Genomic DNA, 26,928 nt, shown 5'->3' on the forward strand with positions numbered 1-26,928 from the left:
GCATTTATTTGGTTTTACTGGTATTGTTTGTCCGTTAACGTTTTCATAAATGCAACAAGGGCTTGTTCTTCTTTCACGGTTAAATTTAACTTATCAAAAGGTAATGTTTGATTTTCTACTTCATAACCTAAACCTTGCCCACCTCCTTTATTGTAAAAGGAAACAACTTCTTCTAACGTTTTAAAAACTCCGTTATGCATGTATGGAGCAGTTACAGCTATATTTCTAACTGTTGGTGTTTTGAACGCACCAACCAACTGTGGCATTTTATTGTATAGATATCTTCCCAAATCAGGACTAAGTTTTTTGCCTGATGCTTCGTTCGGAGTTCCTATAACTTCATGCTCGGTTTTAGAATAACTTGGCGGAACAGTTCCATTAAATATTGGTGTGAAATGGCAGGTAGCACATTTCGCTTTTCCCATAAAGAGATTCATTCCTTCAATTTCCTGATTATTCAGAGTGCTTTTTTCTCCTCTCATATAAATATCGAATCTGGAGTCGAAAGAATTCAGAGACCGCACATAACTTGCAATGGCATTTTGAATTTGCCAGGCTTCTGTTTTTGTAGTTTTCGGGAAAGCTTTTTTAAATAGTTTTATATACTCCTTATCTACTAAAATTTTAGCGTGAATATTTTCCATTGATCCATGCATTTCGTCTTTGTTCTGAATTACATCAACACTTTGTTTTTCTAAATCTAATTGACGCATATCCCAAAACTGTGCATTCTGCAATGAGGCGTAAGATAGAGTAGGAGTGTTTCTTGCTAAATTAGATCCGGTTAAGGAAACATTTGTTTTTAAACCGTCTGTAAATGCTTTTTCAGGGTGATGGCATGTCGCACAACTTCTGTCATTATTTTTAGAAAGACTTTTGTCATAAAACAATTTTTCTCCTAAAAGAGATTTATCTTGTGTAAAATTATATTCATCTGAAAGAACAAAGCCATTTACGTCAAAAGCATTTTTATCAAATAAAGTTTCAATAGTTGGTTTTAACGGACTGTTTTTCTTTACGTTTTTAATGTTTTCTTCTTTCTGAAAAGCTTTTATTTTTTTCGAAATAGGATTTAAATACTCGGTTATAAAAAAGGCTCTGTTAAAAGCATTGAAATTATTATTATCAGCACAGTAGGCTTGTGCTTTTTGTGTCAATTTTTTTATGTCGGACAATGATTTGTTCTTAGAATTGATTTTTTCCAAAGATTCAGGAATCGCAATCAGACTTTCGCCAGCTTCTAAAATCGAAGATTGTAAAATTGGACTATCAAAACCTGTAATTCCTAACGATATAACTCTGAAAACATTTTGCTGTATTGCATCCAGAACATAATCATCACTTATTGTTATTACTTCAAAAGTGGTTGTGATCTGCTTAATATTCGATTGAAAAATATGTAGTTCTCTGATCATATTTTCCTTATTTTCGATTGGATACTCTGGATAAATCATTTCTTCGATAACCTGAAAACCATGAGGTTCAAAAGATTTATTTTCTTCTAATTCCATTTCATCCAATGCTGGCCCATTCATAAAACGAGCAGTTTCCGGAATAAAATATTCAATTGCCCATTCGACTTTTTTATAAGCTAATCGTGACTTCTTAAATTGAGTTAAAATTTCTTTTTGTGATGAATTGCTATTTACCAACTTTTCAAGCTGAGTAATTTCATTATTTAGCTTGGTTAAATCAATCAGTAAATCTTGTTTAATCGTTGTTTCTGAAACTTCATTTTTTTGGCATGAAAAGAAAAAACAAAGCGTTAAAAGTAGGAATGTAAAGTGTTTTAATTTCATAATAAATTGTAATAGAAGCAACCCTTATTGAAAAATAAGGGTTGCTTTTAATTTTATTTTGGCTGAATTATTATCGTTGTACGTTTCTAATAATTACAGTTTGACCACCTTCTTTATTAGTGTTAATTCCAGAGCCATCAGCATTTTTAAATGCATCAGTTTGCCAGGTGTGTGGGTGAATATTTACTGTGAATGTATCTGGAACACCAATGATATCTGAAATGTCCTGCATTGCACCAAATTCCCAGCTTCCGAATCTCATCTCACCAGTCTGATTATATAACGTATTCCAAGCAGTATCCGTTCTTTTATGGTTCATGTTTAACCATGGCTTATTTTGTTTTGTTGCGATGTTAAATTGCCAGATATATGAATCATGTTTAGCATCAGCATAATAACTGTCACCGTCTTCCTGAATATAAACGTAGTTCTCAGTTACACATAAATTATCTGGATTAATGATTCCCGTTCCAGGAGTACTATCTCCTTCTACAGCTAATTCTAAAGTACCTTTAAGAGGGTCATTAGCATCCATTTTTAACCTGTAAACACGTCCCCACATAGTGTAACCTTCAACAGGTGCATTTGAAGTTGCTTGTCCTGTAGCGGTAAAGTAAATTTCTCTATTATTGCTTGCGCTTCCTTTTCTGTAATCAACATCTTCAACTCTTGAAAAACGAATCGCTCCTAAAGTGTTTACAGTTGTATTGATAACAGCACCAGTTAAATTTTTGGCATCTGGAATTTCAACAAATGAAACAGGATATGAGTTGTTCAATTTCATAGTTGTTTCTACTTGGTTTCCGTCTGTTCTTTTTAAAGCGTATAATTTTCCATTAGATAAATCTCCAACAGTGCTCATATACATAATCAATTGTCCAGCACTTGCGTGAGAAGTTGCATAGGATTGATCTTCTCCAATAAGAATAACAGTTTTTCCAGGATATGCTTCTTTTGGAAGCGGAACCGCATTTTCCATACTTGCTTTTCCTAGTGCTGGTAAAACCCTGTCGGTTTTACTTTTATCAGCTGATGAACCTAAAGGATTAATCCCATGTACCATACTTTCCTGACCACTTTCTCCAGCTGTTAAGAAAAGTGGACCAAATCCGTGTACTGCAGGAGTTGCCAAAGTTGCAGAACACAAACGTGTCAATCCACCAATTCCGTCAACAAGATAGTCTCCTTTTACAGGTTTGAATGTTTTATCAAGATAAACTCTTGAAACAGATTGCAAAATTTCATGGTTGGTAATCAAAATATAACCTTCTCCACTTGGGTTTTTCATAAGTCCGGCTCCGTCAGGCTGAGCTCCATAAACAAATGAAGGAGAATCTGGCAATACATCTGCACTCGTAATAAGTGTACTGATTTTTAGGCTTTCGAACCCCGTCATTGGATAAACAAAAGCAGGTACTTTTGAATGTGATGTAAAGTCAATGTCAGCATTAACATCTTTTGAAGAATCTTTGTCATCATTTTGACAACTAATTACAGAAAGACCTGTAATACCTAACAATGCGATTGATTTGAAAAAATTAAGTTTCATAACTGTTTTTTATTTTTTTGATTAGAGCAAAGCTATCTCTCAAAAACAAAATGCATGTTATGCTAATCTTTTAAAATTGCTAACAAATAATAAGGGATGTATTACTAAAAAGTAAATTTTGTAGTCTAAATGTAAATTTAAGCTTCATAAATAAATCTTAAAAACCATTTTTCATTTATTTAAATAATGAATTCAAGTTAACCTCTTTTTTCTCCCTCAGTTTTTTTATAATTTTCAAGAAAGCAATTGCAGTTATATAAGCATCTCCCAAAGCGGTATGTCTGTCTTTTTTAGAAATATCAAATTTGTCAGCAAGATCGTCTAATGTATAATGATCTTTTCTTTCAAACAAATGAGATTTTATTAGGGTCTTTTTATACAAAAAAGCAGTGTCTAATGTATGGTTTTCTATTTGAGGAAGGCCGTTTCGCTCCAAGGCCTTATTAATCATGGTTAAATCAAAAATAGTATGATGGGCAATAATAATAGAATCTCCTAAAAAAGCTAAAAATTGTTCCAGAGCTTCTAGTTCACTAGGTCGTTTTATAATAAATGCTTTTAATATTCCATGAATTTGCGCGGTCGATTTATCATAGTGGTCTTGTTCAATATAGACTTCTAAACTATTTTGAATGGAGATTACACCATTTTGCAATACAAGTGCTCCAATGCATAAGATCCGGTCATTTTCATAATCAAAACCTGTCGTTTCAGTATCTAAAACTACAAAACGAGTTTCTTCAATCGAGATATTTTCATCGAACAGATTTTCCTCTTTTTTCCAAAAATTAAGTAAGCTCATAATTATACTACGTTTGAAACATTAAATCTTACGCTAATTAATTCCTGTAGCTCTTTTATGGTTTTAAAAGTTCTTTTGAGCTTTATTTTTTCCATTTTTGATAAAGATTCTAAGGCAATAAATTGTCCTGAATCATGATGTAAAAGCCCTTGTTTTGTTCTGAACTTTAATAATGCTTTAAAGGAATAGGAACACGATAAATACAATTCACTATTCGTAGGTTCCAGTTCGGCCAATTTCTCAAAACGTTCGGCTGTGTTACTGATCCCTTTAACAGAATGAGATAGAATCAAGACACGTGCTGCATCTGTTAAAGGCATTAAAGCTCTTCTTTTAATATCAAAATTGTCTTTATTGGCTCCGTCTTGTTCTACTAAAAATTGTCTAAAAAAGCCTGTTGGCGATGGACTTTGTAAAGCACCGCTAACCAAATGAACATAAAAAATCGGGTTTGCTTTTACATCTTCAAAGATAGAATCAGATAATTGACTAGCAATCTCTGTGTCGCCATAAGTTACACTATAATCAAAAAATATGAACGACAATAAAACTTCATTTTTCCCCGGATTTGTAATCCAATGATGAACCTGGCTTTTCCATTCATCCAGACTCATACACCATTTTGGGTTCGAAGCCATCATTTCGGCTGGACAATAATCATAGCCAATTTCAAAAAGTCCTTTGTTAATAAGACCGGCAAATTTCAAAAAGTATATTCGGGTTTCATCTCTAAAAACCTCAGAAACGTTTTCATATACAATTGCATTATCCTGATCGGTATGCAGCATTTGCTCACTTCGTCCCTGACTGCCCAATGCTAGCCACGCAAATTTCACTGGTGGCGGACTGCTCATTTTTTCGATACACATTTCTATAACACGAGTAGTACAGGCTTCATTTAATTCGGTTATGATTTTAGAAATCAATGTCATCGGAATGTTTTGATCTAAATATCCCTGAAGTAACTGCATTATTCTGTTCCGGATGGGTTTTATTTCTTTGATTTTTTTTGCTCTTTTTAAAGCTTTAATCAAAACAGCAGGATTATTCCCCAACGCAACCATTACATCATGTTTTGACAGAATTCCAACTGCTTTTGTATTGATAGTGCCATCTTTCGTTAAACACAAATGACTAATATTACTTTTCATCATTGCCATTTGAGCCTCCGTAACTGTCATTTTCTTAGGATAGGTAACAACCGGTTTTGTCATAATTGTTTCGGCCGTTGTCATGATGGAGTATTCTCCTGTTACGATTTTATTACGCAAATCTTTATCAGTCAAAATTCCTATCGGAAGCATTTCATCAACAATCAATATAGCTCCAACTTTCTTCTTGTTCATGATTTTCGCTACATCTCTTGCGGTGGTTGATGGCGAACAAGTAACAATTTTTTTTGAATATTTGATAGGAGTTAAATCAAAGGAATTAGTGTCTGGCTGCATTGTATTATGCGTCAAATCATCGCCATATAATTTATCTTTATGAATATCAGAATAAGGGTTTTTAGTGTTTGAAGCATAACTCTCAATCAGGAAATTCCCAACTGTTCTATTCTCTAGTGCATAAGGTTTGAATACAGCAATCGGAATGGCATATAAAATACTCTCTTCATGCGCTACAGCTTCCATTATATAATTTTCCTGTGCCAAAAGCGGACGCAATCCAAAAATATCTCCTTCGTCACACATGTCCAGAACGATGTTTTTGGTACTTTTCTTTAAAGCCACAGCACCTTTATGAACAACATAAAAAGAATCATGTGTTTTTTCATTTTCAGCAAAAATCACAGCATCTTTATCTTTGTAGATAATCGAAATTTGTTCTGATAGCTTTTCTAAATCCATTTTGTGTAAAAAGCTAAAAGGAGGGAAGTCCTTTAGAAAGTCGGCAACTCTATGTGATATGGTATTTTTCATTATGTTAGATTTGCGTTTTGCCACAAAGGCACAAAGACACTAAGATATAAAAAATTGCGCCTTTGTGCCTTTGTGGCAGAATTAGTAGCTTAGTTTATTCAACTTTAAAAACTTTCCCGCGTTGCTTTTCTTCAGAACCCACCATTCCGAATTCAAAAGTATACGAATCTTTAGAAGTTGTTAGAATCTTCATACTGATTGCTTTTTCCTCAGCCATGTTTTTTGGATGTTTCTTCTGTAGAATATATTCACAATCGCTTACCCAGCGTACTGTTGAGGTATCGGTTTTTCCATCAAAAGTTTCGATTTCAATATTGTCTTTTCGTTCAAAATAAGTTGTTTTTTTTACCCCATTCACTTCAAATTCAAATTTGAATTTGCCATTTTTAAAGTCTTTGCAGTTGTGTTCTGCATTATAACAAGAGAATAATGTGATTAACGGTAAAAGGAATATAATTTTTTTCATGTTTAAATTTAAGATTATTATTTAGGAGCTGAATCCCGCTGTCCTTCCAAATCTTTTGTGCCGAACCCCGGCACAAAAGGATTTTCCCTCCCATCGGGGCTAGGAGAATCTCGTATTCAGAAGAAATATTGTTACAATAGAGGCAATGAGGATATTAAGAAAACTTAAAAAATATAAATTTCGTCTTCTGTTTTTGTCAGACTGTTCATCGGCTAATTTTGTTCTGCAAAACCGAATCAGGATCCACCACCAGAGACCACCAAAATAAGCATGAAATTCAATCATTTCAACCTTTTTAATTCATCATCTGTAAAGTTCTTAATTTCTTTTTCTTTGGCAAACTTTTCGGCATTGTAATTTCCGGATTTATTCTTCGGAATTGATAAACTTTCCCAATCACTATTTTTCAATTGCTTGGCATAGAAAACAATTTGTCCAACATGATAAGGATAATGTGCCAGTTGGCGATTTATCGCTTCAATAACGGTATGGCCTTCATTTCGGATATAAATAATATCCGAAAGCTGTTCCGCTTTTAGGCTATTTAATGTATTAATAAATACATCCCAGCCTTTATTCCAAACTTCAAGAACTTCTTCTTTTGATTGTAAATCATTCTCAAATTCGGCATCACGATTGCGCCATTCTTTTTCTCCGTCAGAAGTTAAAAAGTCTGTCCAACGCGACAGCATATTACCTGAAATGTGTTTTATAATGGTTGCGATACTATTGGTATCTTCATTTATTGCAACAAAAAGCTGTTCAGGTTCTAATTGATTCATCGTTTTTTCTCCCAACATTTTGTAATACAAAAATTGCTTTCTAACGCTTTCTAAATATGATTCGGTAGCTTCCATGTTTTTTTGCTCTTTGATGCCGCTATATTATGTCGCTCCGAGGGAGCTATTAGTAAATGGATTTATTGTTTTCTATAAATATATTGCCCCGCTGGGGCAGCATTAATTAGTTGATTTTTAAAATGTAAATAATTTGTAAAAACTCCTTTAGGAGTGTAATATTTATAGAAATTATTTATTTCAACTGGTTTTAGCCTTATAGAGGCGACATAACGCAACATAATCAAACAATTTTAATGTCATACTTATCTAAAAGCCCCACAATTCCCTGATTCGAAAATTGCGCTTTTCGCATCGGATTAAATTCGGGATCAATTTTATAATTGTAAGCCGTTCTAAAATCAACAGCTGCCAATTGGGTTTCATTAAAAATAGCGCCGTCCAAATCACAATTATCAAAAACGGAACTTGTTAAATTGGTTCCTATAAAAGTAACTTCCCTAACTGAACAATTTATGAATTTAGTTTTCGGCATTTTTTTATTGGAAAAAACAGCATAATCTAAGGCAGTTTCTTCAAAATAAACCTGAAATAAAAAGTCATCACATTCGTTAAAAGCAATTCCTAAAAGTTTACAGTTTTTAAAAGTAACATTCTTTAAATTGGTGCCCGCCAAACTGGTCATCGACAAATTACAGTCAATAAATTCGCAGTCTAAAAAAGTATTGTAAGCAAAATTGCTATTAGAGAAATCACAGTTTTTAAAAACACAATCCTCAAACTCCCGATTGTTTATTTTTTTGTCAATATAAATGACTTTCTCGAATGTTTTCTGAATATGAATTATACCTTCCATGAATGTTTTTTGGATTTTCGCGCGTTGTGACGTACACGAAGAATATAGATTTAATTGTTATTTATTTGATATGAAATGCTATAATCATAAATACTGTAAACTCTAAAACTTCCATCATTGTTAGTTTTTTGTTTATCAAGTTTGTAAATTTCTGGTTGTTTTTTTAGTATTTCAGTGCTTTCAAAAATGGTATTAACTACTTTATCTGCTATTGTAATAGACTTACTTTCAAAGAAAATATAAAAATGAATGTCTTCTAATTAATCTAAAAGCATCTTTTGACCAAATTATTTTCTTCCCCATTTTTTAGCAATTTCTTTGGCTTCGTCTTCAGTATAAAAATTTCCTTTTTTGATGTTTTCTAAAGCATTTTCAATGTCTAAATTATATGAAGCATCTGAATCAACTGTAGAATTGTTGATTGATTGTAAAAGATGTTTTAATTTTTCTACAAAAGAAGGATCTTTTACTTTATCAATTTCTTGATGAATCCAATTTATTTCTACTTGAATATCCATAATTCTGAATTTTAGTAAAGATACAAATTAGTCGTTAAACAAACCTTTCATAATGATTTTCAATCCATAAAAAATCAAAAACATAGCACTTAAACAAGCTACAATCCCGATCCCTAAAACTAGATAATGCCAATTCGTATGCTGATTCATAAAAGCATTATAAATCAACGAAGGCCCAATAAATAATAGAGGCAACGAACCTGATAAATATTTAATTCCTTTTCCTAATAATTCTTTATTTGCCATTTTTTTGTTTCAAGTTTCAAGTTTTTCTTGTTTCAGGTTTCAACTTAGTGATCTTAAAAAACTTGTTTTAAATTTTATCCAGGGCTTTGCAAACTTTGCGAAAAACCTTTGTGAACTTTGTGGTGAAAATTATGTATCAAACCATATTTTACATTTCACAGAAAACTTTTTACTTTAAATAATTGTCGACAGCATTTCTCACACTGCCATATTTTTTCAATAATTCCGAAGCCTCATCATACGAAACCGGAATTTCTCCCATAATCATTTTCACACCACGATCGACCAATTTGATGTTGCTCAATTGCATATCGACCATTTTGTTTCCTTTCACTTTTCCAAGTTGAATCATCGCTGCAGTCGAAATCATGTTTAAAACTAATTTCTGAGCTGTTCCGGCTTTCATTCTGGAGCTTCCGGTAACGAATTCCGGTCCAACCACAACTTCAATAGGAAATTGCGCTGTCAAAGCCAACGGGCTTCCAGCATTATTTGTGATACATCCCGTAAGGATATTATTTTGATTGCAAGTTTCTAAACCGCCAATTACATAAGGTGTAGTTCCCGAAGCAGCAATACCAATTACAACATCATTTGCACCTATATTATTCGCTTGTAAGTCGATCCAGGCTTGTGTCGCGTTATCTTCTGCGTTTTCTACAGCACGACGAATAGCAGTGTCTCCACCGGCAATGATTCCGTTTACCAAATCAAAAGGAACTCCAAAAGTAGGTGGACATTCTGAGGCATCAACAACGCCTAAACGGCCTGAAGTTCCCGCTCCGATATAAAATATTCGTCCGCCTAGTTTTAATTTTGCCACAACCTGAGCTACTAAAGCTTCAATTTGTGGTATTGCTTTTTCAACTGCGTTCGGAACAGTTTTGTCTTCATTATTGATATTGGTAAGCAGTTCATGAACTGACATTTTTTCTAAATGTTCGTATTTTGATGCTTGTTCTGTAGTTTTTGTAAAGGTCATTTTTCGTAGTTATAGAATAGCCCAAAAATACTCATTTTTATTGCAATTTTTAAAACCTTTTTGAAAGAACTAAAAATATTATATTTGTTAAAATATTAAAAAATAAATGGATAAATTAAGCTTATTGCAAGGGATTGGTAAGATCTCTGTTTTTGTTTCTTTACTGCTGGCCTTTTTTTTATTAACGGTTAAAACCGAAAATAAATTGGCAAACAGATTATTTGCCTGGTTTTTTATTTTCTCTGCTGTCGATCTTAGCGGATTTTTTATCGATGCTGTAACGCGAACCGGACTAAATTGGGAGATTTTTAAGTCAACTGCCTGTTTATTTGAAATGCCTTTGTTTTACCTTTTTGTGTTGGCGGTTTGTTATTCTGATTTTAGATTACAATGGAAACATTTAATTCATTTACTGCCCTTTGTCGTTGTCAATTTAGTTTTCATTCCTGGAATTTATTTAAACCTTGACACAGATAAAGATACTTTTCTTTCAACGTTTAATAAATTGCCTGAGATTTATTTTATCCAGATTTTAATTGAATTTCAATATGCCTTTTACATTGTCAGTGTATTTTTGATATTGAAAAAGTATAGAGAAATCTATTTAGAAAATTACGCAAATCCAAGTACGGCGACTTATAAATGGCTTTTTCAGATAACTTGCGTGTTTCTTACTGCACATTCAATTGTGGCATTAAAAAATGTATTGCGCTATAGTGGCTTTAGAGAGGTATTTCTTTGGGCAAATGTTCTTGTAGGAAGCATCGCTTTGTTTATAACCTGCTGGTTTATAATGAAAGCATTGAATCATCCCGAACTTTTTAGAGGAGTGAATTCTAAATTGAAACTAACAAAAGAGATTCTGCCAGAAGTGGAAGATAAATCCGCTTCAACCAATGTTCAAAATGATTTGATTAACAACCAAATTTCGACTTTAAAGCAATATATGGCTGAGAAAGAGCCTTTTCTTGATCCGTCACTTACTATTCAGGAATTGGCCAATCAAATTGAAATTCCTGTTCGGGATTTGTCTGTTTTGATTAATCATAAAATGGATCAGCACTTTTTTGATTTTGTGAATGAATATCGCATCCAAAAAGCAATGAATATTTTAAAAGATGAGTCTAAAAATCAACTTACCGTTTTAGAAATTTTATACGAAGTTGGTTTTAATTCAAAATCTTCATTTAATACTTCTTTTAAAAAATACACCAATTTAACGCCTACAGCTTACCGAAACGCTTCATAATAAGGTTTTTGTAAAAAGTCGTACTTCGTGCCTTATAAAGTCGAACCAATTTCTTCAATAGAAAATGGTTCGACTTTTTTTTGTCGGTCGCACAGGGAAAATTTCTAAGGCAACTTTGCTTCAAATTAATCGAACAAGTTAAAACTAGAAATCATGAAAACATCAAACCTCCTTATCTTTTTATTATTGCCATTTTTTTGCTTAGCACAATCAACCTTTAAATTAAAAGGGAAAATAACAAGCGAAACAACATCTTTAGAATGGGCAGATATTTCAATCTTAAATTCAGAAGGGAAAATTGTTGACGGAACTACAACAAAGCAAGATGGAACTTTTGGAATAAATCTTAAAAAAGGTTCTTATAAAATAGGCGTTAGTCTTTTGGGATTTGAAGAATACGAAAAAGAAATTGCAATAGAAAAGGATTCCGATTTAGGAATCATTATGCTAAAAGAAAATGCAACTAATTTAGTTGAAGTTGTTGTTCAATCTAAAAAGAAAACAATCGAACAGAAAACAGATCGTTTGGTTTACAATCTGGAAAATAATGTTACAAATGTTGGAAGCGATGCTTTAAGTGCCATTAATACAGCTCCTGGAGTTGTAGTGAAAAATAATACCATTACTATTTTAGGAAAAGGAACTTCCCGTGTTATGATTGATGGAAGAATGATTGAATTGGCTGGAGAGGAATTAAATAACTTTTTGAAATCAATATCAGCAAGTGATATTAAAAACATTGAAATTATCAGCAATCCGCCGGCGAAATATGAAGCGGAAGGAACTGGCGGACTGATCAATCTTATCATGAAAAAAGGAGTTCGCAATTCATGGAAAAATACCACAACAGCTTCTTATGATCAGAATAAATATGGAATTGTTACTTTGAGAGATAATTTCTTTTACAATAAAAATAAGTTTCGTTTTTCTGCCAGCGTTAATGCGAAAACAGGTTATTTGAATGCTACAGACGATTTAAAAATGTATTTCCCTGATGGACTTTCGCACATGAATAGCACAACAAAATTAAAAACTGAAAACCTTTCGGGAAAAATAGCTTTGGATTATGATTTCTCTGAACGCACGACAGTTGGTTTTCAATTTATGAATGACAGAAATAATCCAGATTTTAGATCGGATATTTCGATTAATAACTACAATGCTCAAAATCAATTGGACAATATTACCCTGAATAAAAGTAATACCGACAGAGGATCGGGTAATCAAACTTATAATGCACACTTGATTACCAAACTTGATGACTTAAAACGAAAATTATCTTTTGATGTGGATTATTTTAATTACGATTCTAAATTCGACAGAAGTTTTATCGCAAACAATTATACGCCAGATATGATTTTTGTGGATGTGAATCAGGCGGGAAGAAATGTTTCGAATCAGGATATTGACAACTGGAGTTTTAAGGCCGATATGGAACATCCGTTTCAGGCGATCAATTTGTCTTATGGCGCCAAAATGAGTTTTACAAATAGTATCAGCGATGTACTTTATTACAATACAATTTCAGGAACTCCGGTCTTAGATCCAAATCAGTCAAACCGATTTATATATACCGAAAACAATCAGGCGATTTATGTGAATGCAGATAAAAAACTAAATGAAAAATGGAATTTTCAAATGGGATTAAGATTGGAAAATACCCAAACAAATGGGTTTTCTGAAACGCTGAATCAAAATACAGAAAACAATTATTTGAAATTGTTTCCAACGTTTTATGCATCTTACAAGAAAAATGAAAACAATAGTTTCAGTTTGAATTACGGAAAACGAATCAACAGACCACGTTTCGATTTATTGAATCCGTTCCGAATTTACATCAGCAGTAATAGTTATTCTGAAGGAAATCCTTTTTTGAAACCTTCTTTTAGTGATAATTTTGAGTTTGCGCATTCTTATAAAGAAATCCTGAGAACTAGCGTTTTTGTCAATTCTGTTGCAAATGGTTATGGCGTTTTATTTAGTGCAAACCCGGAAACAAATACACAAATTGTAACACGTGAGAATTATTTTAAAAATTTAAGTTATGGAGTTGGAGAAAGTTATTCAGCAACTTTTGCAGATTGGTGGCAGAGTGAAAATTCACTATACTTTTTAGGAGCAAAAACGGAATTTATTAAAGACATAAATGCAACTCCTTCAAATAGTTTGCAAATAGATTTTTCTACAAATAACACTTTTGTATTGGGGAAAACAACAAAATTACAAATCGATTTTTCGTATACTCCACCTTTTAAAAGTGGTCTGTATGAAGTAGGGTATGCTTCAAGTTTTGATATCGGTTTCAAACAGGATTTGTTTAATAAAACCATGCAGATTGCATTTTTGGCGAATGATATTTTTAATACGGCTTATTTAAAAGATTTTACTTCGGTTGTAAATGGCGTAAAACAGGTTTATAGTCAAACGGAAAGTAACAGATTTGTACGTCTATCTGTGGTTTATAATTTTGGAAATAAGAAGATAAATGTGAAAGAAAGAGCTTTTGGAAATCAGGATGAGAAAAAGAGAACGGGGAATTGATTAGATAATTAGAAAATTAATCAATAAGATAATTTTTGTAGTATCCTAACAGGTTTTTAAAACCTGTTAGGTGTTTTTTTTTCACGATCTACAAATTGATACCTAACAGGTTTTAAAAACCTGTTAGGATATTTATACGCCTTTTGTGAATTTGGGTACGCCCTAATTATAACAAGAATGCTAATAAAATTCCAAGAACGATCATGGAAACTTTGGCAACATTAAATTTGTGTCCTTCACTACTTTCGAAAATGATAGTGGATGAAATATGGAATAGAATTCCGATGACAACGGCTGTTATTTCGGTGTAATATGCGTTTAAAATAGGTAGATATTCAGATGCGATTGTACCAAGCGGTGTCATAATGGCGAAAGTCAGCATGAAAGCAAAAATCGCTTTTTTGTTGAGATTTGCGTTGATGAAAAACGTGGTTAAAATCACAGCAATTGGCAAATGATGAATCGCGATTCCGAGTGCTAGACCATGATGATGACTTACCGGAAAACCTTCTAAAAAGGCGTGAATGCATAAGCTGATAAAAAGCAACCACGGAATCTGAGACATTTGCGCATGCCCGTGAACATGCCCGTGTTCGGCTCCTTTTGAGAAAAATTCAAGGATGATCTGGAATAAAATCCCGACCATTATGAATAAACCAATATTATGATTGTGAGATTCGTAAACCTCAGGCAACAAATGCATTACGGTTAACGATAATAAAAATGAACCGCTAAAAGCAAGCAATAATTTTAGATTGGTTTTGTTTTTTGGTTTTATAAATAAAGCCACAGCATAACCTAAAAGTACAGAAAATAAGGGTAGTAAGTAGTTCATTATTTTGTTTAATCGGTTTTTGTTTAATCGTTTAATCGGTTTTTGTTAGTTTGCTTAAAACGATTAAACAAATTAACAGTTGAACAATTAAACCTATTTAAAAATCATGATTAATCGTTCGCTTTCGGTTTTATGGAATTTTTTGAGTTTGTAATCTCCAAAAATATCTAAAAGAAAAATTCCGGCTTCGGCCATTAATTCTTCAAAATCTTTTAGAGTTAAAGCTTTTACTTTTTCCGTAAAATGATATTTATGTCCTTGATCTTCAAAATCTATTTCTTTAAAAATATGTCCATCTTCAACATATCTTTTGATTTTAAAATCGATTCCGTCAACGGTTTTTACTTCTTCAGGAACCAAAGTTTCGATTACCTGAGTCACATTCATAAAATCAATTACAGCAAAACCATATTCCGATAAACTTTCTTTGATGGCTTTTAAAGTCGTAAGATTATCGTCGTCATTTTCGAAATAACCAAAACTTGTAAACAGATTAAAAATAGCATCGAATTTTTCTTCGAATGGCTCGCGCATATCGTGAACTTTAAAATGCAGGGTTTCGTTGCTGTTTTTGCTTGCTTCGGCAATACTGTTTTCAGACAAATCGGCGCCTAAAACATCAAAGCCAAGTTGGTTTAAATAAATAGAATGACGTCCTTTTCCACACGCTAAATCCAATACTTTTGCCTTTTCTGGAAGATTTAGATAATGCGTAAGATTATCCATGAAAATCTGAGCCTCTCGGTAATTTCGGTCTTTATAAAGAATGTGATAATACGGAGTATCAAACCATGAAGAGAACCAGTTTTCGGTGTTACGCTCCTGATTTGGTGTTGATGAGTTTGGTGCTTCAGACATTTATTCTATTTCAATTAATTCAAAGTACCGCAAATTTAGTGTATTTTTGCCGAAAAATAACTATTTCGCAAGGATACCTATATAATTGGTAATATGCATTTGCGATTGGAGTTGTTTTTTTAAACAAAAATAAAGATGGAAGAAAATTTTAGAATGATAGCCAAATGTTTTTTTGGTTTCGAAGAAATATTAGAAAAAGAATTACGTGATCTTGGTGCTCAGGATGTCGAAAAAGGAGTGAGAATGGTAAGCTTTAAGGGCGATAAAGGTTTTATGTACAAAGCCAATTTATCGTTGCGTACGGCACTTAAAGTTTTAAAACCAATTTACTCGTTTAGAGCAAACAACGAACAGGCATTATACAAAGGGATTTCAGGTGTAAACTGGTCTAAACTTTTGAATGCCAACCAAACTTTTGTAATTGATGCAACAGTGCATTCGACTTATTTTAATCACTCAGAATTTGTTTCTCAAAAATGTAAAGATGCGATTGTGGATCAGTTTAGAGAAAGAACGGGTCAGCGTCCGAGTATTGATAAAGCTTTTCCAGACTTAAGAATCAACGTTCATATCGATAAAGATCAGGTTTCGGTTGCATTGGATACTTCAGGGAATTCATTGCACCAACGTGGTTACAGAACGGCTACGAATATTGCACCAATCAATGAAGTTTTGGCGGCAGGAATTCTGTTGTTGTCAGGTTGGGAAGGTCAAAGTCACTTTTTGGATCCAATGTGCGGATCTGGAACTTTTTTGGCGGAAGCAGCGATGATTGCGTGTAATATTCCGGCAAACATCAACAGAAAAGAGTTTGCGTTCGAAAAATGGAAAGACTGGGATAATGATTTATTTGATCAGATTGTAAACAGTTTGATGAAAAAAACAAAGGAATTCCACTATACCATAAAAGGTTTTGATAAAGCGCCAAGTGCTGTAAACAAAGCGAAGGATAATATCAGAAATGCAAATCTGGAAGATTACGTTACAATTTCAGAAGATAACTTTTTTGACACTGAAAAAGCAGTTGAAGGAAAACTGCATATGGTTTTCAATCCGCCATACGATGAGCGTTTGGATATTCATATGGAAGAATTCTACAAGAATATCGGAGATACTTTAAAGAAAAGTTACCCGGGAACAAACGCCTGGTTTATCACAGCAAATCTTGAAGCTTTGAAATTTGTTGGGTTAAAACCTTCAAGAAAAATCAAACTTTTCAACGCAAGCTTAGAAGCACGTTTGGTAAAATACGAAATGTACGAAGGAAGCAAGAGAACGAAATTTCAGATTAATGAATAAATAGGTACAAAGAGGCAAAGGTTCAAAGGTGCAGAGGTTTAGGTCCTTTGTCCCTTTGAACCTTTGTAACTCTGAACCTTTAAAAAGAAAACAATGACAAAACTACAAGTAAGAGGTTTTTTATATCAATTAGGATGTTTCGCGATTTTATTTATTGCAGGCAGATTTGTAATTGCAAACTATACACAATTAACCGGAATATGGATTCCAATGACGGCTTTTATTGTTGCCACTTTGATTGCGCCTAAATTTCAGGCAGTAAAAACTAAAGATGGCGAGAAGCTTTTCATGAAATGGATTTTTATAAAAGGAATTAGAGAAATTGGATAATTAAACTATTTTATATGAGGAAAATTGGGCTTATAGGTGGTATTAGCTGGGTTTCTACAGCAGATTATTACAAACTTATAAACGAAGGAATAAACGAAAAATTGGGAGGATTAAACTTCTCAGAATGCCTGATTTATTCGTTCAATTATTCTGACATAAAAAAGAATAACGAAACCAATAATTGGGATTTGACTTTTGAAATGCTTTTTAAAGGCTGTCAGTTCTTAAAATCGGGCGGGGCAGAAGCGATTGTTTTATGTGCCAATACCATGCACCTTATAGCTGATAAATTGGAAGAAGCAATTGATTTACCTCTTATTCATATTACAACGGCCACAGCTGTTGAAATTCAGAAACTGGAAATCAAAAAAGTTGGTTTGTTAGGAACTAAGTTTACAATGGAACTCGATTTCTTTACAGATAAGTTGAAAGCAAAGGGAATAGAAGCTATAATTCCGGAAAGTCAGGAAGATAAAGATTTCATTCACACTACAATTTTTGAGGAATTAGGAAGAGGACTTGTAACAGCGGAAACTAAAAAACGTTATTTAGAAATTGCAAATCAGTTAATAGAAAACGGTGCTGAAGGAATTATTTTAGGCTGTACCGAAATTCCTTTGGTAATTTTGCCAGGAGATCTTTCTGTTCCGATTTTTGATACAGCCTTGATTCATTCAAATGCTGCGGTTGAATTTCAGTTATCGTAATAACAAATTTAAAAATATAAAAAAAGCCTCAAATTTCTTAATTTGAGGCTTTTTGATTTATCTGTAAAAATGCTATTTTTTGGGCTGCTCTTTTGTAATTGCAGGAATAACTATTTTCTTCTTATAAATTGGGATGAAGTAAGAAACGGTATAATTAAAACCGATTCCGAAACTTCCGTCATAAGTTCTGTTAAATCCAGGTATATAAAGATTATCAAAACCATCTGGTTTTGTGTTGGCAACCAGCATTTTTAGTTGAACACCAAAGCCAACAAATACGTTATTAAAAACTTTCGCTTTTATTCCCATGGCAACTTCAAGCCATCCGGCTGTAAGTCCGTTATATTTTTTGTCAGCAATAATTGAAGGCTGTTCTCCCCAATATGGGTTTGGATTGTAAATTTTGTAACTATTCAAATCCTGACTAAAAGTACTAAAACCACCTCGTAAACCTATTGTGATTAAGTTCTCCATATCAAGCCAGTTTTGATACAAATTATAATCAAAACCTCCTTTAATGTATGTTCCTGTTGCGGTAGAATTTAACCTGTCGTCGTCTGTCGTTTTATCCTCAAATCCAAGCTCTGCAGCGATATAGTATTTTTTTGTTAGACGAAAGTCTCCGGTAATTTCGATTCCTTTATAATCTTTGTCATACAGACCACGTGTCAGTTTATACAAATCAACTCCAATACGAAGACCGTAACGATCTGTTTTTATACTGTCTGGTTTAGCAGCTTCCTGAAGTTCTGGTTTGACACTTTCCGTTTTCGGTTTAGCGGGAACAGTTTCTTTTGTTACTGTTGTAGTTGATGTTTCCTGGGCCTGAACCAAAACCATTGAAAACAGTAAACAACTACTAAAAAAATACTTTAAGGTGTGTTTCATTTTCGTTTTCAATGTTAGGTTTTATTACAAAAACTTCCTGCATCCAAAGTCCGTTACCATCAATATCAGTTTGAACAAAAGGAAGGCTCAATGGAGGGCTGGTTGAGAGCGGGTCAAGCACAAAAGTGGTTTTAAAACCGCAGGCTCTGGAAACATACACATCCTGATGCGTGTAATTGAATCTTATAGCATCAGTATTTATAGCCGCGGGATTATCATTTTGCGAATCTAAAACAAAGGTATAAGTTGTTGAAAGCGCATTTGTTTTTAACGGAATAGAAACAGTACTTCCGTTAGCTAAATATTTTGTTGTATCCGTTGCGGTTTCATTAAAAATAATTCCAGCCTTTTCATCTTCGCCAATAACCATTAAATCAGTTACAGTTTTAAGAACTGAAGGATTATTAATATCATAAAATGTAATTACTAAACGCGGAGTGGTGGGCGTATCTGGATCACAAATATCATCTTTCTCGCAGCTTGATAAGCCAAAAGTAAAGACTAATAAAAGAGAAATTATTTTTTTCATTTATAAATTTTGTTATCTAAGTTCTAAAAGTACAACATTTTCAACATGGTGCGTCTGCGGAAACATATCAACTGGTCGAACGCGGGTAACTTTGTATTTTTCATCCATTAAAGCAAGGTCTCTTGCTTGTGTAGCTGAGTTACAACTTACATATACTACTTTTTTAGGAGCAATTTTCAGGATTTGATCAATAACAGCTGCATGCATACCATCTCTTGGCGGATCTGTAATGATAACATCCGGTTTTCCATGCTGTGCAATAAAACTTTCATTGAATACTACTTTCATGTCTCCAACAAAAAACTCGCAATTGGTAATATTATTGCGTTCTGCGTTTGCTTTAGCATCTAAAATAGCTTCAGGAACACTTTCTACACCAATTACTTTTTTTGCTTTTTTAGAAACGAATTGGGCAATTGTACCAGTTCCTGTATATAAATCATAAACCGTTTCATTACCTGTAAGTCCTGCAAAATCACGTGTTATTTTGTACAATTCATAAGCCTGATCAGAGTTGGTTTGGTAAAAAGATTTAGCATTGATGCTGAATTTTAGCCCTTCCATTTCTTCAAGAATATAATCTCTACCTTTATATAGTTTAATATCCTGATCGTAGATCGTATCGTTTTGTTTTGAATTTACAACATATTGCAATGAAGTAATTTGTGGAAATTTTTCGTAAAGATGATCTAAAATCAATTCGCGATTTTTCTTGTCATTTTCGAAAAACTGAATCAGAACCATGATTTCACCAGTCGAAGCAGTACGAATCATGAAAGTTCTTAACAAACCTGATTGCTCTCTCGGGTTAAAAAAGGCTAAATTATGTTCGTTAGCAAAATCTCTGATTTCATTTCTGATAGCATTTGATGGATCTTCTTGAAGATGACATTTTTGAATGTCAAGAATTTTATCCCACATTTTCGGAATATGAAAACCTAAAGCATTTCGATTACCTAAATCCTCAGTGCTTCCAATTTCTTTTTCTGTTAACCAACGGCTGTTTGAAAACGAAAATTCCATCTTATTTCTATAGAAAAATTGTTTTTCAGAACCCAAAATAGTTTCGAATTCAGGAAGCTCAACTTTTCCTATACGCTGTAAATGGTTTTTTACTTCATTTTGTTTGTAATACAACTGTTGGCTGTATTTCATATTTTGCCATTTACATCCTCCACAAACTCCAAAATGTTCGCAAATTGGTTCAATGCGATGTTCTGATAATTCGTGAAATTTTACGGCTTTGCCTTCATAATAGGCTTTTCTTTTTTTGAAAGTTTGTACGTCAACTACATCACCCGGAACTACATTCGGAATAAAGATTACTTTTCCGTCTGGAGCCTTAGCTACTGATACTCCTTTTGCTCCAGCATCAAGAACCTGGATTTGATGAAAGACAACTTTGTCTGTATTTTTTCTTCCCATAGCGCAAAAATAAGGGTTTGTAAACTTTTATAAATTTAAATTTTAAAATATTTTATCAAATTGTTGAATTTATTAGTTTAATTAAGTTTAAAAGCTAACTTTGTTTTAGTATTATCCCTAAATTCTACATTTCTAACCAGTCGTTTTTGTTATGTTTTTATGAATTTGTATCACAATCTTTCACAAATAAGCTTTCTGAAAAAAAGTTATGCATTCAAATTTCTGTTTGTTGCTTTTATTGGTATTCATATTCCTTTAATCGGAATTTTATTTTTTGTGCTATTTTACTCGCATAATATTTCACCCACTTCTATTTTAGTTTTTGCTTTAGTAATGACGTTATTAGCAACTGCAATTACGCTTTTAATCCTGAATCAACTGATAAAACCTATTTCGATAGCTTCAAAATCATTAGATGATTATCGAAATAATAGAAAACTTTCAGTTTTGCCGACTGAATACACTGATGAAGCGGGTTTGCTAATGTGCAATATTCAGGAATCTATTTATGAGGCAGAAAGTTTTATAAACGAAAAACAAGATTTGATTTATATGCTTTCACATGATTTGAAAAATTTTGCAGGAAATCCGCAAGGATTGGCAAAATTGATTCTCACTGAAAATCCATCAGAATCAATTAAGCATTTAGCTGATTTAATTTGTGAATCTACCAATTTGCAGTTTCGCTATATCGAGAATTTTATAAAACTGTTAAAAGAACAAGATCAGGTTGCAAAATTTAATCAGGAACCCCGGGAAATAATATTCCCTAATATTCTACCTTTTATTAATGAGCAGGTAGAGCAGCGTTTAATTGATAAGAATATTAAATTAAGTCTGAGTTTAGAAACGGAGTCGGCTGTTCTTAAAATTGATGAAGGTTTATTGATTCAGGTAATGGTCAATCTAATAAGCAATGCGGTGAAATTTTCTTATTTTGACAGTGAAATTAAGGCCAGAATCTATAAGGAAGACTCAAAATTGATATTTACAGTGGTAGATAAAGGAATTGGTTTTGATAAAAATCAGATTGAAGAATTGTTTAAAAAATTCACCAAAATGAGCCGTTTAGGAACTGCAAACGAATCTTCGACAGGAATTGGTTTGTATTTGTGCAAGAAAATTATTGAAAGAAATAAAGGAACTTTAAGCGCTACCAGTGAAGGTAAAAACAGAGGTGCTGAGTTTAAGATTGAATTTGATATTTAGTTTTCTTTCTTTTTGATAATCTCGTAATTGACAATCGTAAAAAAGTAAAAGCATAAATCGGCAGCTATTTTTCCAAAAATAATTCCGAAAAAATAATTCCCAAATAAAATAGGCATCCAATACATACAAAAAGGACGAATTACCAAAAAGTCTAAAAAAGCAGGATAACCAAATTCTAAAACTAAATTTTTCAGTAGTAAAACAATTTCTTTAAAAGTAGTAATTTTATTTAGTGCTTTATTTTGCTGAACCAATTTTTTATAAGAAGAAATAAAAATGACGCTGTAAAAAGCCAAATATTCTGAAAAAGTAATAATATAGGCTGTCGTTAATCCACTATAAATTTTACTAAAAAGAGAAGAAGTAAGTGCGGCACTTGTACTTGCTAATTCAGCATATTTATAACGATCAAACCATTCTTTAAATTTTGATTTTTTAAGCATTCTTTTTAAGTAACTAAGATTCTAAGTTGCTAAGTTACTAAGTTTCTTTTTTAGAATTTATTGTTTTACTGCTTTAGGTTTCAATGGATGAAATTATTTTTCAGATACTGTGATATAAGAAAGTTTAGGTTTTCCATCAATACATTCAATGCTGGTTGGTGGTGATACGACATCGCAAGTTGAGACTACATTCCATTTTGTATTAAAGGCAGCCTCTGCGTCTGTATAAGTTTTTACTTTAGCGAGAAATTCAGTTTTATCAATTTTTTTTGAATAAGCAATATAACCTGCAGATCCACCACAAGCTTTAGAGCCAATTGCAGTAAAATCCCATTGGTCAGAATCTGTGCAAAGCTCTGAATTAATTTTAGAAAGCGAGAGTATCTCCCGGTACATCTTTCCTAAATTTTGATAATCTCTTTCTCTGTCGGCACTATCATCATTGCTACACGAAACAAATACCAGACAAATTGTACAGATAATAAAAGTCAGTTTTTTCATCTTTAGTGAAATTATAGGTTGTTTTATTATCAGATGCTTTAACAAGAAAAAGGTTGCGTTCAAAAGAGACTAAGTTTCTGAGCTGCTAAGATTCTAAGTTTTTTGACTTTGAATATTAGAAACTTAAAATCTCAGAAGCTTAGCATCGTAGGTTACCACAAATGCTGGACCGAAGGTTTTATATATTCTTCATAAATCGCGTTCATGGATTTAATTTTTTCCGGAGTCAATTTAGGTAAATCATAAACCGATAAATTTGACATTACATGATTTGCTGTCGAAGCTCCAGGAATTATACAACTGATATCCTGAAAACTCAAAATCCATTGTAAAGCAATAGGGGCGAGGTTAGTTGTTTCAGGAAATAACGATTTTAGTTTTTCAACAGCTTCTAGCCCTAGGTTATAATCGATACCTGAAAAAGTTTCACCTTTATCAAAAGCATCTCCATTACGATTAAAATTGCGATGGTCTTGGGGTTCAAAAGTCGTTTTGGCATCAAATTTACCTGTTAAAAGGCCACTTGCTAAAGGAACGCGGGCAATAATTCCGATGTCTTTTTTTCTCGCTTCAGAGAAAAACAACTTTGAAGGACGTTGACGAAATAAGTTGAAAATAATTTGTACCGTCGTTACATTCGAATATTCGATTGCTTTTAATGCTTCTTCTACTTTTTCGACACTCACACCAAGGTTTAAAATTTTCCCCTGATCTTTTAAACGATCAAACATTTCAAAAATCTCAGGTCTGTAGTAAACTTCAGTAGGAGGGCAGTGCAGCTGAATTAAATCCAGTGTTTCTAAATTCATTCTTTTCAAACTGTCTTCAACAAATTTCTGAAGAACTTTTGGCTGGTACCCCTCATTAACATGCGGATTAATTTGACGCCCACATTTTGTGGCTACATAAATTCGTTCTGATCTTGAACGAACAACTCTTCCGACAGCAGTTTCGCTTAAGCCGTTTTCATAAACATCGGCAGTATCAATAAAATTTACGCCATTATCAATTGCAGCGTTTAAAAGTTCGTCTGCTGTTTTATTATCAAAAGCAGATCCCCATTTTCCTCCCACCTGCCAGGTACCAAGTGAGATTTCGGATATATTAAAGTTTGTTTTTCCTAGTTTTCTGTAGTTCATTTTTTTCTTTTTGAGGTGCAAAGGTTCATAGGAACAAAGGTTCAAAGGTTTTTCTAAAAAGGTTCAAAGCTACAAAGGTTCGAGGCTGCAGAGGTTTTTCGGGCAAGTTAATAAAACTTTGAACCTTTGTCTCTTTGAACCTTTGTACCTTCCTTAGTCAAACAAATCCGAAGAAAGATATCGATCGCCGCGATCGCAGATTACAGCTACAATAACGCCTGATTCTAATTGTTCGGCGATTTTTAAGGCTACTGCAACAGACCCTCCGCTACTCATTCCGGCAAAAACACCTTCTTCAAGCGCTAGTCTTTTGGTCATTGCTCTGGCTTCTTCTTCGCTTACATCAATAACAGTGTCAACTTTTGAAGCATCAAATATTTTAGGTAAATATTCCTGAGGCCATTTGCGAATACCGGGAATTTGAGATCCGTCACTTGGTTGTGCTCCCACGATTTGAATCGCCGGATTTTTTTCTTTTAAATAAGTCGAAGTTCCAATGATTGTTCCTGTTGTTCCCATTGCCGAAACAAAATGCGTTACAGTTCCTTCAGTATCATTCCAGATTTCTGGTCCGGTAGTTTTATAATGCGCTTTCCAGTTGTCATCATTCGCAAACTGATTTAACATCAAATAACCGCCTTCTGCGACTTTTTTGTCGGCGTAGTCACGTGAACCAATAATTCCTTCGCTAGCAGGCGTTAAAATCACTGTAGCGCCATAAGCACGCATGGTTTGAGTTCTTTCTTTTGTAGAATCTTCCGGTAATACCAATTCAATCTCTATTTGAAATAATTGAGCAATCATGGCAAGGGCAATTCCGGTATTGCCACTTGTTGCCTCAATTAATTTATCTCCTTTTTTAATGTCGCCTCTCTCAAGTGCAGATGCAATCATGTTGTAAGCCGCTCTGTCTTTTACGCTTCCTCCGGGATTATTTCCTTCAAGTTTCAGCAAAAGCTTTACGTTTTTATTTTTAACCAAATTGACAGTTTCCATTAATGGAGTATTTCCAATTAGGTTTAGCAATTTCTGTGGACCCATTTTATTTTTTTTCTTTTATTTTAACTTCAGTTGTAGTGGTGTTCAAAACGATAGAATCGGCGGGTATGGATTTGGTAATCCAGGCATTTCCTCCAACAATACTATTTTTTCCAATAGTAGTTTCGCCTCCCAAAATTGTTGCATTTGCATAAATACAGACATTTTTTTCTACTGTAGGATGTCGTTTTGCATTTTTCATTTCTTTGCTTACACTCAAAGCTCCAAGCGTAACACCCTGATAAATTTTCACATGTTTTTCAATAACGGTAGTTTCACCAATTACAATTCCGGTAGCGTGATCGATAAAAAATGGTGAAGCAATTTTGGCACCTGCGTGAATGTCAGTTCCAGTAATTCTATGTGCGTATTCGCTCATTAATCTTGAAAATAATAATAAATCAAGTTGATACAGCTCATGGCTTAATCTGTAAATAGCAATCGCGTAAAAACCAGGGTAACCTAAATACACTTCATCAATACTGTTTGATGCAGGATCATTTTCTAAAATATATTCGGCATCCTGATTTAATTTTTCCAAAACTCCAGGAAGTTTTTCCAGAAAACGATCCCAAATAGATTCGCATAAGTTTTCTGGTTTTTTACAGGCTAAAACCGCAATTTCCTTAAAGCGTATTTCGAGTTCGTCTATGCTTTGATCTAAGGGGGCATTTGAATCAAAAAGGGTATAGAAAAGCTTTTCGGTAAAATCTTCTGTTTTAGTTTTGATTCCGTAGTTAATATTGGAATGGCTTTTTAAAGCTTTTATATTTTGTATGATGAGATTTCTGGACACAATTATAAAATTGAATGGATAAATTTGAAACGTTAAAAGTAAGGTGTTTTTTGTAAATAAAGGCACGAAATGCCTAAAGAAATTTTGTTCTGAGAATTCGATTTGTGATAATTAGAGGAATTTTTGAAACATGTGAATTATGTTATTCCTAAAAAGTTAAATGCGTAAATTAGCCAGTAAAATTTATAAAAATGAAAAACAATTCAACTTTTAAAAGTGCTATTTCTGATATTGAGTTCCCGGAAAGTGAAAAAATTTATGGAAAATCAATACATGATCCTGTTTTAGGGCTTATTATTAAAGATTATCCATCATTTTGTGATACTGACTGCATTGGGGTTCAGGAATTAAATGTGTATCGACAAAAATACATTTCTAATTATTTATCTGCAGAAATGGGGGCACTGTCAGATCTGGAAAAAAATGTAATTACATCTTTAAAAGAAGATAAATCGATAGTAAGTATTGTTGAAGATGAAGAAGAAACAAGAAGTTTTGGTCAAAAAATAGCAGATAAGGTTGCTGATTTTGGCGGAAGCTGGACTTTTATCATTTCGTTTTTAGCTTTTATTGTAGTTTGGATTGGTTCGAACGTTTATATTTTGGTAAACAAAGGTTTTGATCCGTACCCGTTTATTTTGCTGAATTTAATTTTATCCTGTATAGCAGCTTTACAAGCTCCGGTAATTATGATGAGTCAAAATCGTCAGGAAGAAAAAGATCGCACTCGAGCAAAAAAGGATTATATGATCAACCTGAAATCAGAATTAGAGATCAGAATGATTCATGATAAAATTGATCATTTGATCATGCATCAGCAACAAGAATTAATCGAAATTCAAAAAGTCCAAATTGAAATGATGAATGATATTTTGAATCAGATCAAAAAATAATTCTTACAAAATTACAAATAGAAATGTTTGTAATAATAGCCGCCAAGCATAAAAACGATATTTATGATCGCCATATTCCAGGCCATTTTTTTTCGGGTCTGCGATTTGTTTAAAAAATAAAAAAACAAAAAAATAAAAAATAGGAGGGTCGAGTAGAGTGCCGGATACATCTTAAAAGCGGCTAAGAATTCACCTTTAAAAAGTAAGAATACAGAACGTTGAAAACCGCATCCTAAACACTCAATTCCGAAGAGTGTTTTGAACAGACAAGGCAGCATATACTTCTCTAAAACCACAGCGTTTATTTTTTA

The 26,928-nt window shown here is 33.2% G+C and carries 29 protein-coding genes; 7 read left to right on the plus strand and 22 right to left on the minus strand.

Going from position 1 to position 26,928, the window contains the following annotated elements:
* Positions 1-14: 14 nt before the first annotated feature.
* The 11 genes from IRZ99_RS01035 to murQ form a co-directional block, all read right to left on the minus strand.
* On the minus strand, positions 15-1,799 hold the full coding sequence (locus IRZ99_RS01035; RefSeq protein WP_194655503.1) for a cytochrome-c peroxidase: 1,785 nt from the start codon (positions 1,797-1,799) through the stop codon (positions 15-17).
* 70 nt (positions 1,800-1,869) lie between these two features.
* The gene (locus IRZ99_RS01040) at positions 1,870-3,348 is read right to left on the minus strand and encodes an alkaline phosphatase PhoX (protein ID WP_194655504.1); all 1,479 of its coding nucleotides are present in this window, start codon (positions 3,346-3,348) and stop codon (positions 1,870-1,872) included.
* 175 nt (positions 3,349-3,523) lie between these two features.
* Positions 3,524-4,150 carry a PolC-type DNA polymerase III gene (locus IRZ99_RS01045; protein ID WP_194655505.1) on the minus strand — a complete coding sequence of 209 codons (627 nt, stop codon included), beginning with the start codon at positions 4,148-4,150 and terminating at the stop codon, positions 3,524-3,526.
* 2 nt (positions 4,151-4,152) lie between these two features.
* A complete protein-coding gene (locus IRZ99_RS01050) occupies positions 4,153-6,072 on the minus strand; it encodes a DUF294 nucleotidyltransferase-like domain-containing protein (RefSeq protein ID WP_194655506.1) in 1,920 nt (639 codons plus the stop codon).
* A gap of 94 nt (positions 6,073-6,166) precedes the next feature.
* Positions 6,167-6,538, minus strand: a complete 372-nt coding sequence (locus IRZ99_RS01055; protein ID WP_194655507.1) for a DNA topoisomerase IV — start codon at positions 6,536-6,538, stop codon at positions 6,167-6,169.
* Between the two features lie 281 nt (positions 6,539-6,819).
* A complete protein-coding gene (locus IRZ99_RS01060; protein ID WP_194655508.1) occupies positions 6,820-7,395 on the minus strand; it encodes a DUF1572 family protein in 576 nt (191 codons plus the stop codon).
* Positions 7,396-7,618: 223 nt separating this feature from the next.
* Positions 7,619-8,191, minus strand: coding sequence for a pentapeptide repeat-containing protein (locus tag IRZ99_RS01065; RefSeq protein ID WP_194655509.1), 573 nt, complete (start codon positions 8,189-8,191; stop codon positions 7,619-7,621).
* A gap of 50 nt (positions 8,192-8,241) precedes the next feature.
* Positions 8,242-8,442: a hypothetical protein gene (locus tag IRZ99_RS21275; protein ID WP_370527653.1), complete on the minus strand. Its 201-nt coding sequence runs from the start codon at positions 8,440-8,442 to the stop codon at positions 8,242-8,244.
* A gap of 36 nt (positions 8,443-8,478) precedes the next feature.
* Positions 8,479-8,709 carry a hypothetical protein gene (locus IRZ99_RS01070; protein ID WP_194655510.1) on the minus strand — a complete coding sequence of 77 codons (231 nt, stop codon included), beginning with the start codon at positions 8,707-8,709 and terminating at the stop codon, positions 8,479-8,481.
* 27 nt (positions 8,710-8,736) lie between these two features.
* Positions 8,737-8,955: a DUF6095 family protein gene (locus tag IRZ99_RS01075; RefSeq protein ID WP_194655511.1), complete on the minus strand. Its 219-nt coding sequence runs from the start codon at positions 8,953-8,955 to the stop codon at positions 8,737-8,739.
* Between the two features lie 169 nt (positions 8,956-9,124).
* The gene (gene murQ / locus IRZ99_RS01080; RefSeq protein ID WP_194655512.1) at positions 9,125-9,937 is read right to left on the minus strand and encodes an N-acetylmuramic acid 6-phosphate etherase; all 813 of its coding nucleotides are present in this window, start codon (positions 9,935-9,937) and stop codon (positions 9,125-9,127) included.
* 106 nt (positions 9,938-10,043) lie between these two features.
* Between murQ and IRZ99_RS01085 the strand changes: the two genes are divergently transcribed.
* Positions 10,044-11,186 (plus strand): AraC family transcriptional regulator, encoded by a 1,143-nt coding sequence (locus IRZ99_RS01085; RefSeq protein ID WP_194655513.1) that lies wholly within the window; start codon positions 10,044-10,046, stop codon positions 11,184-11,186.
* Positions 11,187-11,339: 153 nt separating this feature from the next.
* Entirely contained in the window at positions 11,340-13,727 is a 2,388-nt protein-coding gene (locus IRZ99_RS01090; RefSeq protein WP_194655514.1) for a TonB-dependent receptor domain-containing protein, read from the plus strand.
* Between the two features lie 166 nt (positions 13,728-13,893).
* Here IRZ99_RS01090 and IRZ99_RS01095 read toward each other — a convergent pair whose 3' ends face one another.
* Together IRZ99_RS01095 and IRZ99_RS01100 are read right to left on the minus strand one after the other, a co-directional pair.
* A complete protein-coding gene (locus IRZ99_RS01095; protein ID WP_194655515.1) occupies positions 13,894-14,562 on the minus strand; it encodes a ZIP family metal transporter in 669 nt (222 codons plus the stop codon).
* Positions 14,563-14,655: 93 nt separating this feature from the next.
* Complete coding sequence (locus IRZ99_RS01100; protein WP_194655516.1) at positions 14,656-15,420, minus strand: bifunctional 2-polyprenyl-6-hydroxyphenol methylase/3-demethylubiquinol 3-O-methyltransferase UbiG; 765 nt, start codon at positions 15,418-15,420, stop codon at positions 14,656-14,658.
* A gap of 135 nt (positions 15,421-15,555) precedes the next feature.
* Here IRZ99_RS01100 and IRZ99_RS01105 point away from each other — a divergent pair, with 135 nt between their 5' ends.
* The 3 genes from IRZ99_RS01105 (at position 15,556) to IRZ99_RS01115 (ending at position 17,756) form a co-directional block, all read left to right on the plus strand.
* Positions 15,556-16,719 carry a class I SAM-dependent RNA methyltransferase gene (locus IRZ99_RS01105; RefSeq protein WP_194655517.1) on the plus strand — a complete coding sequence of 388 codons (1,164 nt, stop codon included), beginning with the start codon at positions 15,556-15,558 and terminating at the stop codon, positions 16,717-16,719.
* Between the two features lie 93 nt (positions 16,720-16,812).
* On the plus strand, positions 16,813-17,049 hold the full coding sequence (locus IRZ99_RS01110; RefSeq protein WP_056185923.1) for a hypothetical protein: 237 nt from the start codon (positions 16,813-16,815) through the stop codon (positions 17,047-17,049).
* 14 nt (positions 17,050-17,063) lie between these two features.
* A complete protein-coding gene (locus IRZ99_RS01115) occupies positions 17,064-17,756 on the plus strand; it encodes an aspartate/glutamate racemase family protein (protein ID WP_194655518.1) in 693 nt (230 codons plus the stop codon).
* 72 nt (positions 17,757-17,828) lie between these two features.
* Here IRZ99_RS01115 and IRZ99_RS01120 read toward each other — a convergent pair whose 3' ends face one another.
* From IRZ99_RS01120 to rlmD, 3 genes are read right to left on the minus strand one after another with little or no spacing between them, the layout of a single operon-like run.
* The gene (locus tag IRZ99_RS01120) at positions 17,829-18,644 is read right to left on the minus strand and encodes a DUF6048 family protein (RefSeq protein ID WP_194655519.1); all 816 of its coding nucleotides are present in this window, start codon (positions 18,642-18,644) and stop codon (positions 17,829-17,831) included.
* Complete coding sequence (locus IRZ99_RS01125) at positions 18,616-19,173, minus strand: DUF6452 family protein (RefSeq protein WP_194655520.1); 558 nt, start codon at positions 19,171-19,173, stop codon at positions 18,616-18,618. The genes IRZ99_RS01120 and IRZ99_RS01125 overlap by 29 nt, the downstream gene beginning before the upstream one ends.
* Before the next feature lie 12 nt (positions 19,174-19,185).
* Positions 19,186-20,598 (minus strand): 23S rRNA (uracil(1939)-C(5))-methyltransferase RlmD, encoded by a 1,413-nt coding sequence (rlmD, locus tag IRZ99_RS01130; RefSeq protein ID WP_194655521.1) that lies wholly within the window; start codon positions 20,596-20,598, stop codon positions 19,186-19,188.
* A gap of 159 nt (positions 20,599-20,757) precedes the next feature.
* Here rlmD and IRZ99_RS01135 point away from each other — a divergent pair, with 159 nt between their 5' ends.
* Entirely contained in the window at positions 20,758-21,807 is a 1,050-nt protein-coding gene (locus tag IRZ99_RS01135; protein ID WP_194655522.1) for a sensor histidine kinase KdpD, read from the plus strand.
* Here IRZ99_RS01135 and IRZ99_RS01140 read toward each other — a convergent pair.
* The 5 genes from IRZ99_RS01140 to epsC form a co-directional block, all read right to left on the minus strand.
* Entirely contained in the window at positions 21,804-22,250 is a 447-nt protein-coding gene (locus tag IRZ99_RS01140; RefSeq protein WP_194655523.1) for a hypothetical protein, read from the minus strand. The genes IRZ99_RS01135 and IRZ99_RS01140 overlap by 4 nt on opposite strands.
* Before the next feature lie 93 nt (positions 22,251-22,343).
* Positions 22,344-22,751 (minus strand): hypothetical protein, encoded by a 408-nt coding sequence (locus IRZ99_RS01145; protein WP_194655524.1) that lies wholly within the window; start codon positions 22,749-22,751, stop codon positions 22,344-22,346.
* A 152-nt stretch (positions 22,752-22,903) separates the two neighbouring features.
* A complete protein-coding gene (locus IRZ99_RS01150; RefSeq protein WP_194655525.1) occupies positions 22,904-23,890 on the minus strand; it encodes an aldo/keto reductase in 987 nt (328 codons plus the stop codon).
* A 153-nt stretch (positions 23,891-24,043) separates the two neighbouring features.
* Positions 24,044-24,931, minus strand: a complete 888-nt coding sequence (gene cysM, locus IRZ99_RS01155; protein ID WP_194655526.1) for a cysteine synthase CysM — start codon at positions 24,929-24,931, stop codon at positions 24,044-24,046.
* 1 nt (position 24,932) lies between these two features.
* A complete protein-coding gene (epsC, locus tag IRZ99_RS01160) occupies positions 24,933-25,724 on the minus strand; it encodes a serine O-acetyltransferase EpsC (protein ID WP_194655527.1) in 792 nt (263 codons plus the stop codon).
* Between the two features lie 191 nt (positions 25,725-25,915).
* Between epsC and IRZ99_RS01165 the strand changes: the two genes are divergently transcribed.
* Positions 25,916-26,617, plus strand: a complete 702-nt coding sequence (locus IRZ99_RS01165; RefSeq protein ID WP_194655528.1) for a DUF1003 domain-containing protein — start codon at positions 25,916-25,918, stop codon at positions 26,615-26,617.
* Positions 26,618-26,628: 11 nt separating this feature from the next.
* On the opposite strand, the gene IRZ99_RS01170 is transcribed toward IRZ99_RS01165, so the two are convergent.
* The gene (locus tag IRZ99_RS01170; protein ID WP_228519012.1) at positions 26,629-26,895 is read right to left on the minus strand and encodes a DUF2752 domain-containing protein; all 267 of its coding nucleotides are present in this window, start codon (positions 26,893-26,895) and stop codon (positions 26,629-26,631) included.
* Positions 26,896-26,928: the final 33 nt, after the last annotated feature.

This window comes from Flavobacterium sp. LC2016-12 (assembly GCF_015351595.1).
In the GTDB taxonomy this organism is placed as follows: Bacteria; Bacteroidota; Bacteroidia; order Flavobacteriales; family Flavobacteriaceae; genus Flavobacterium.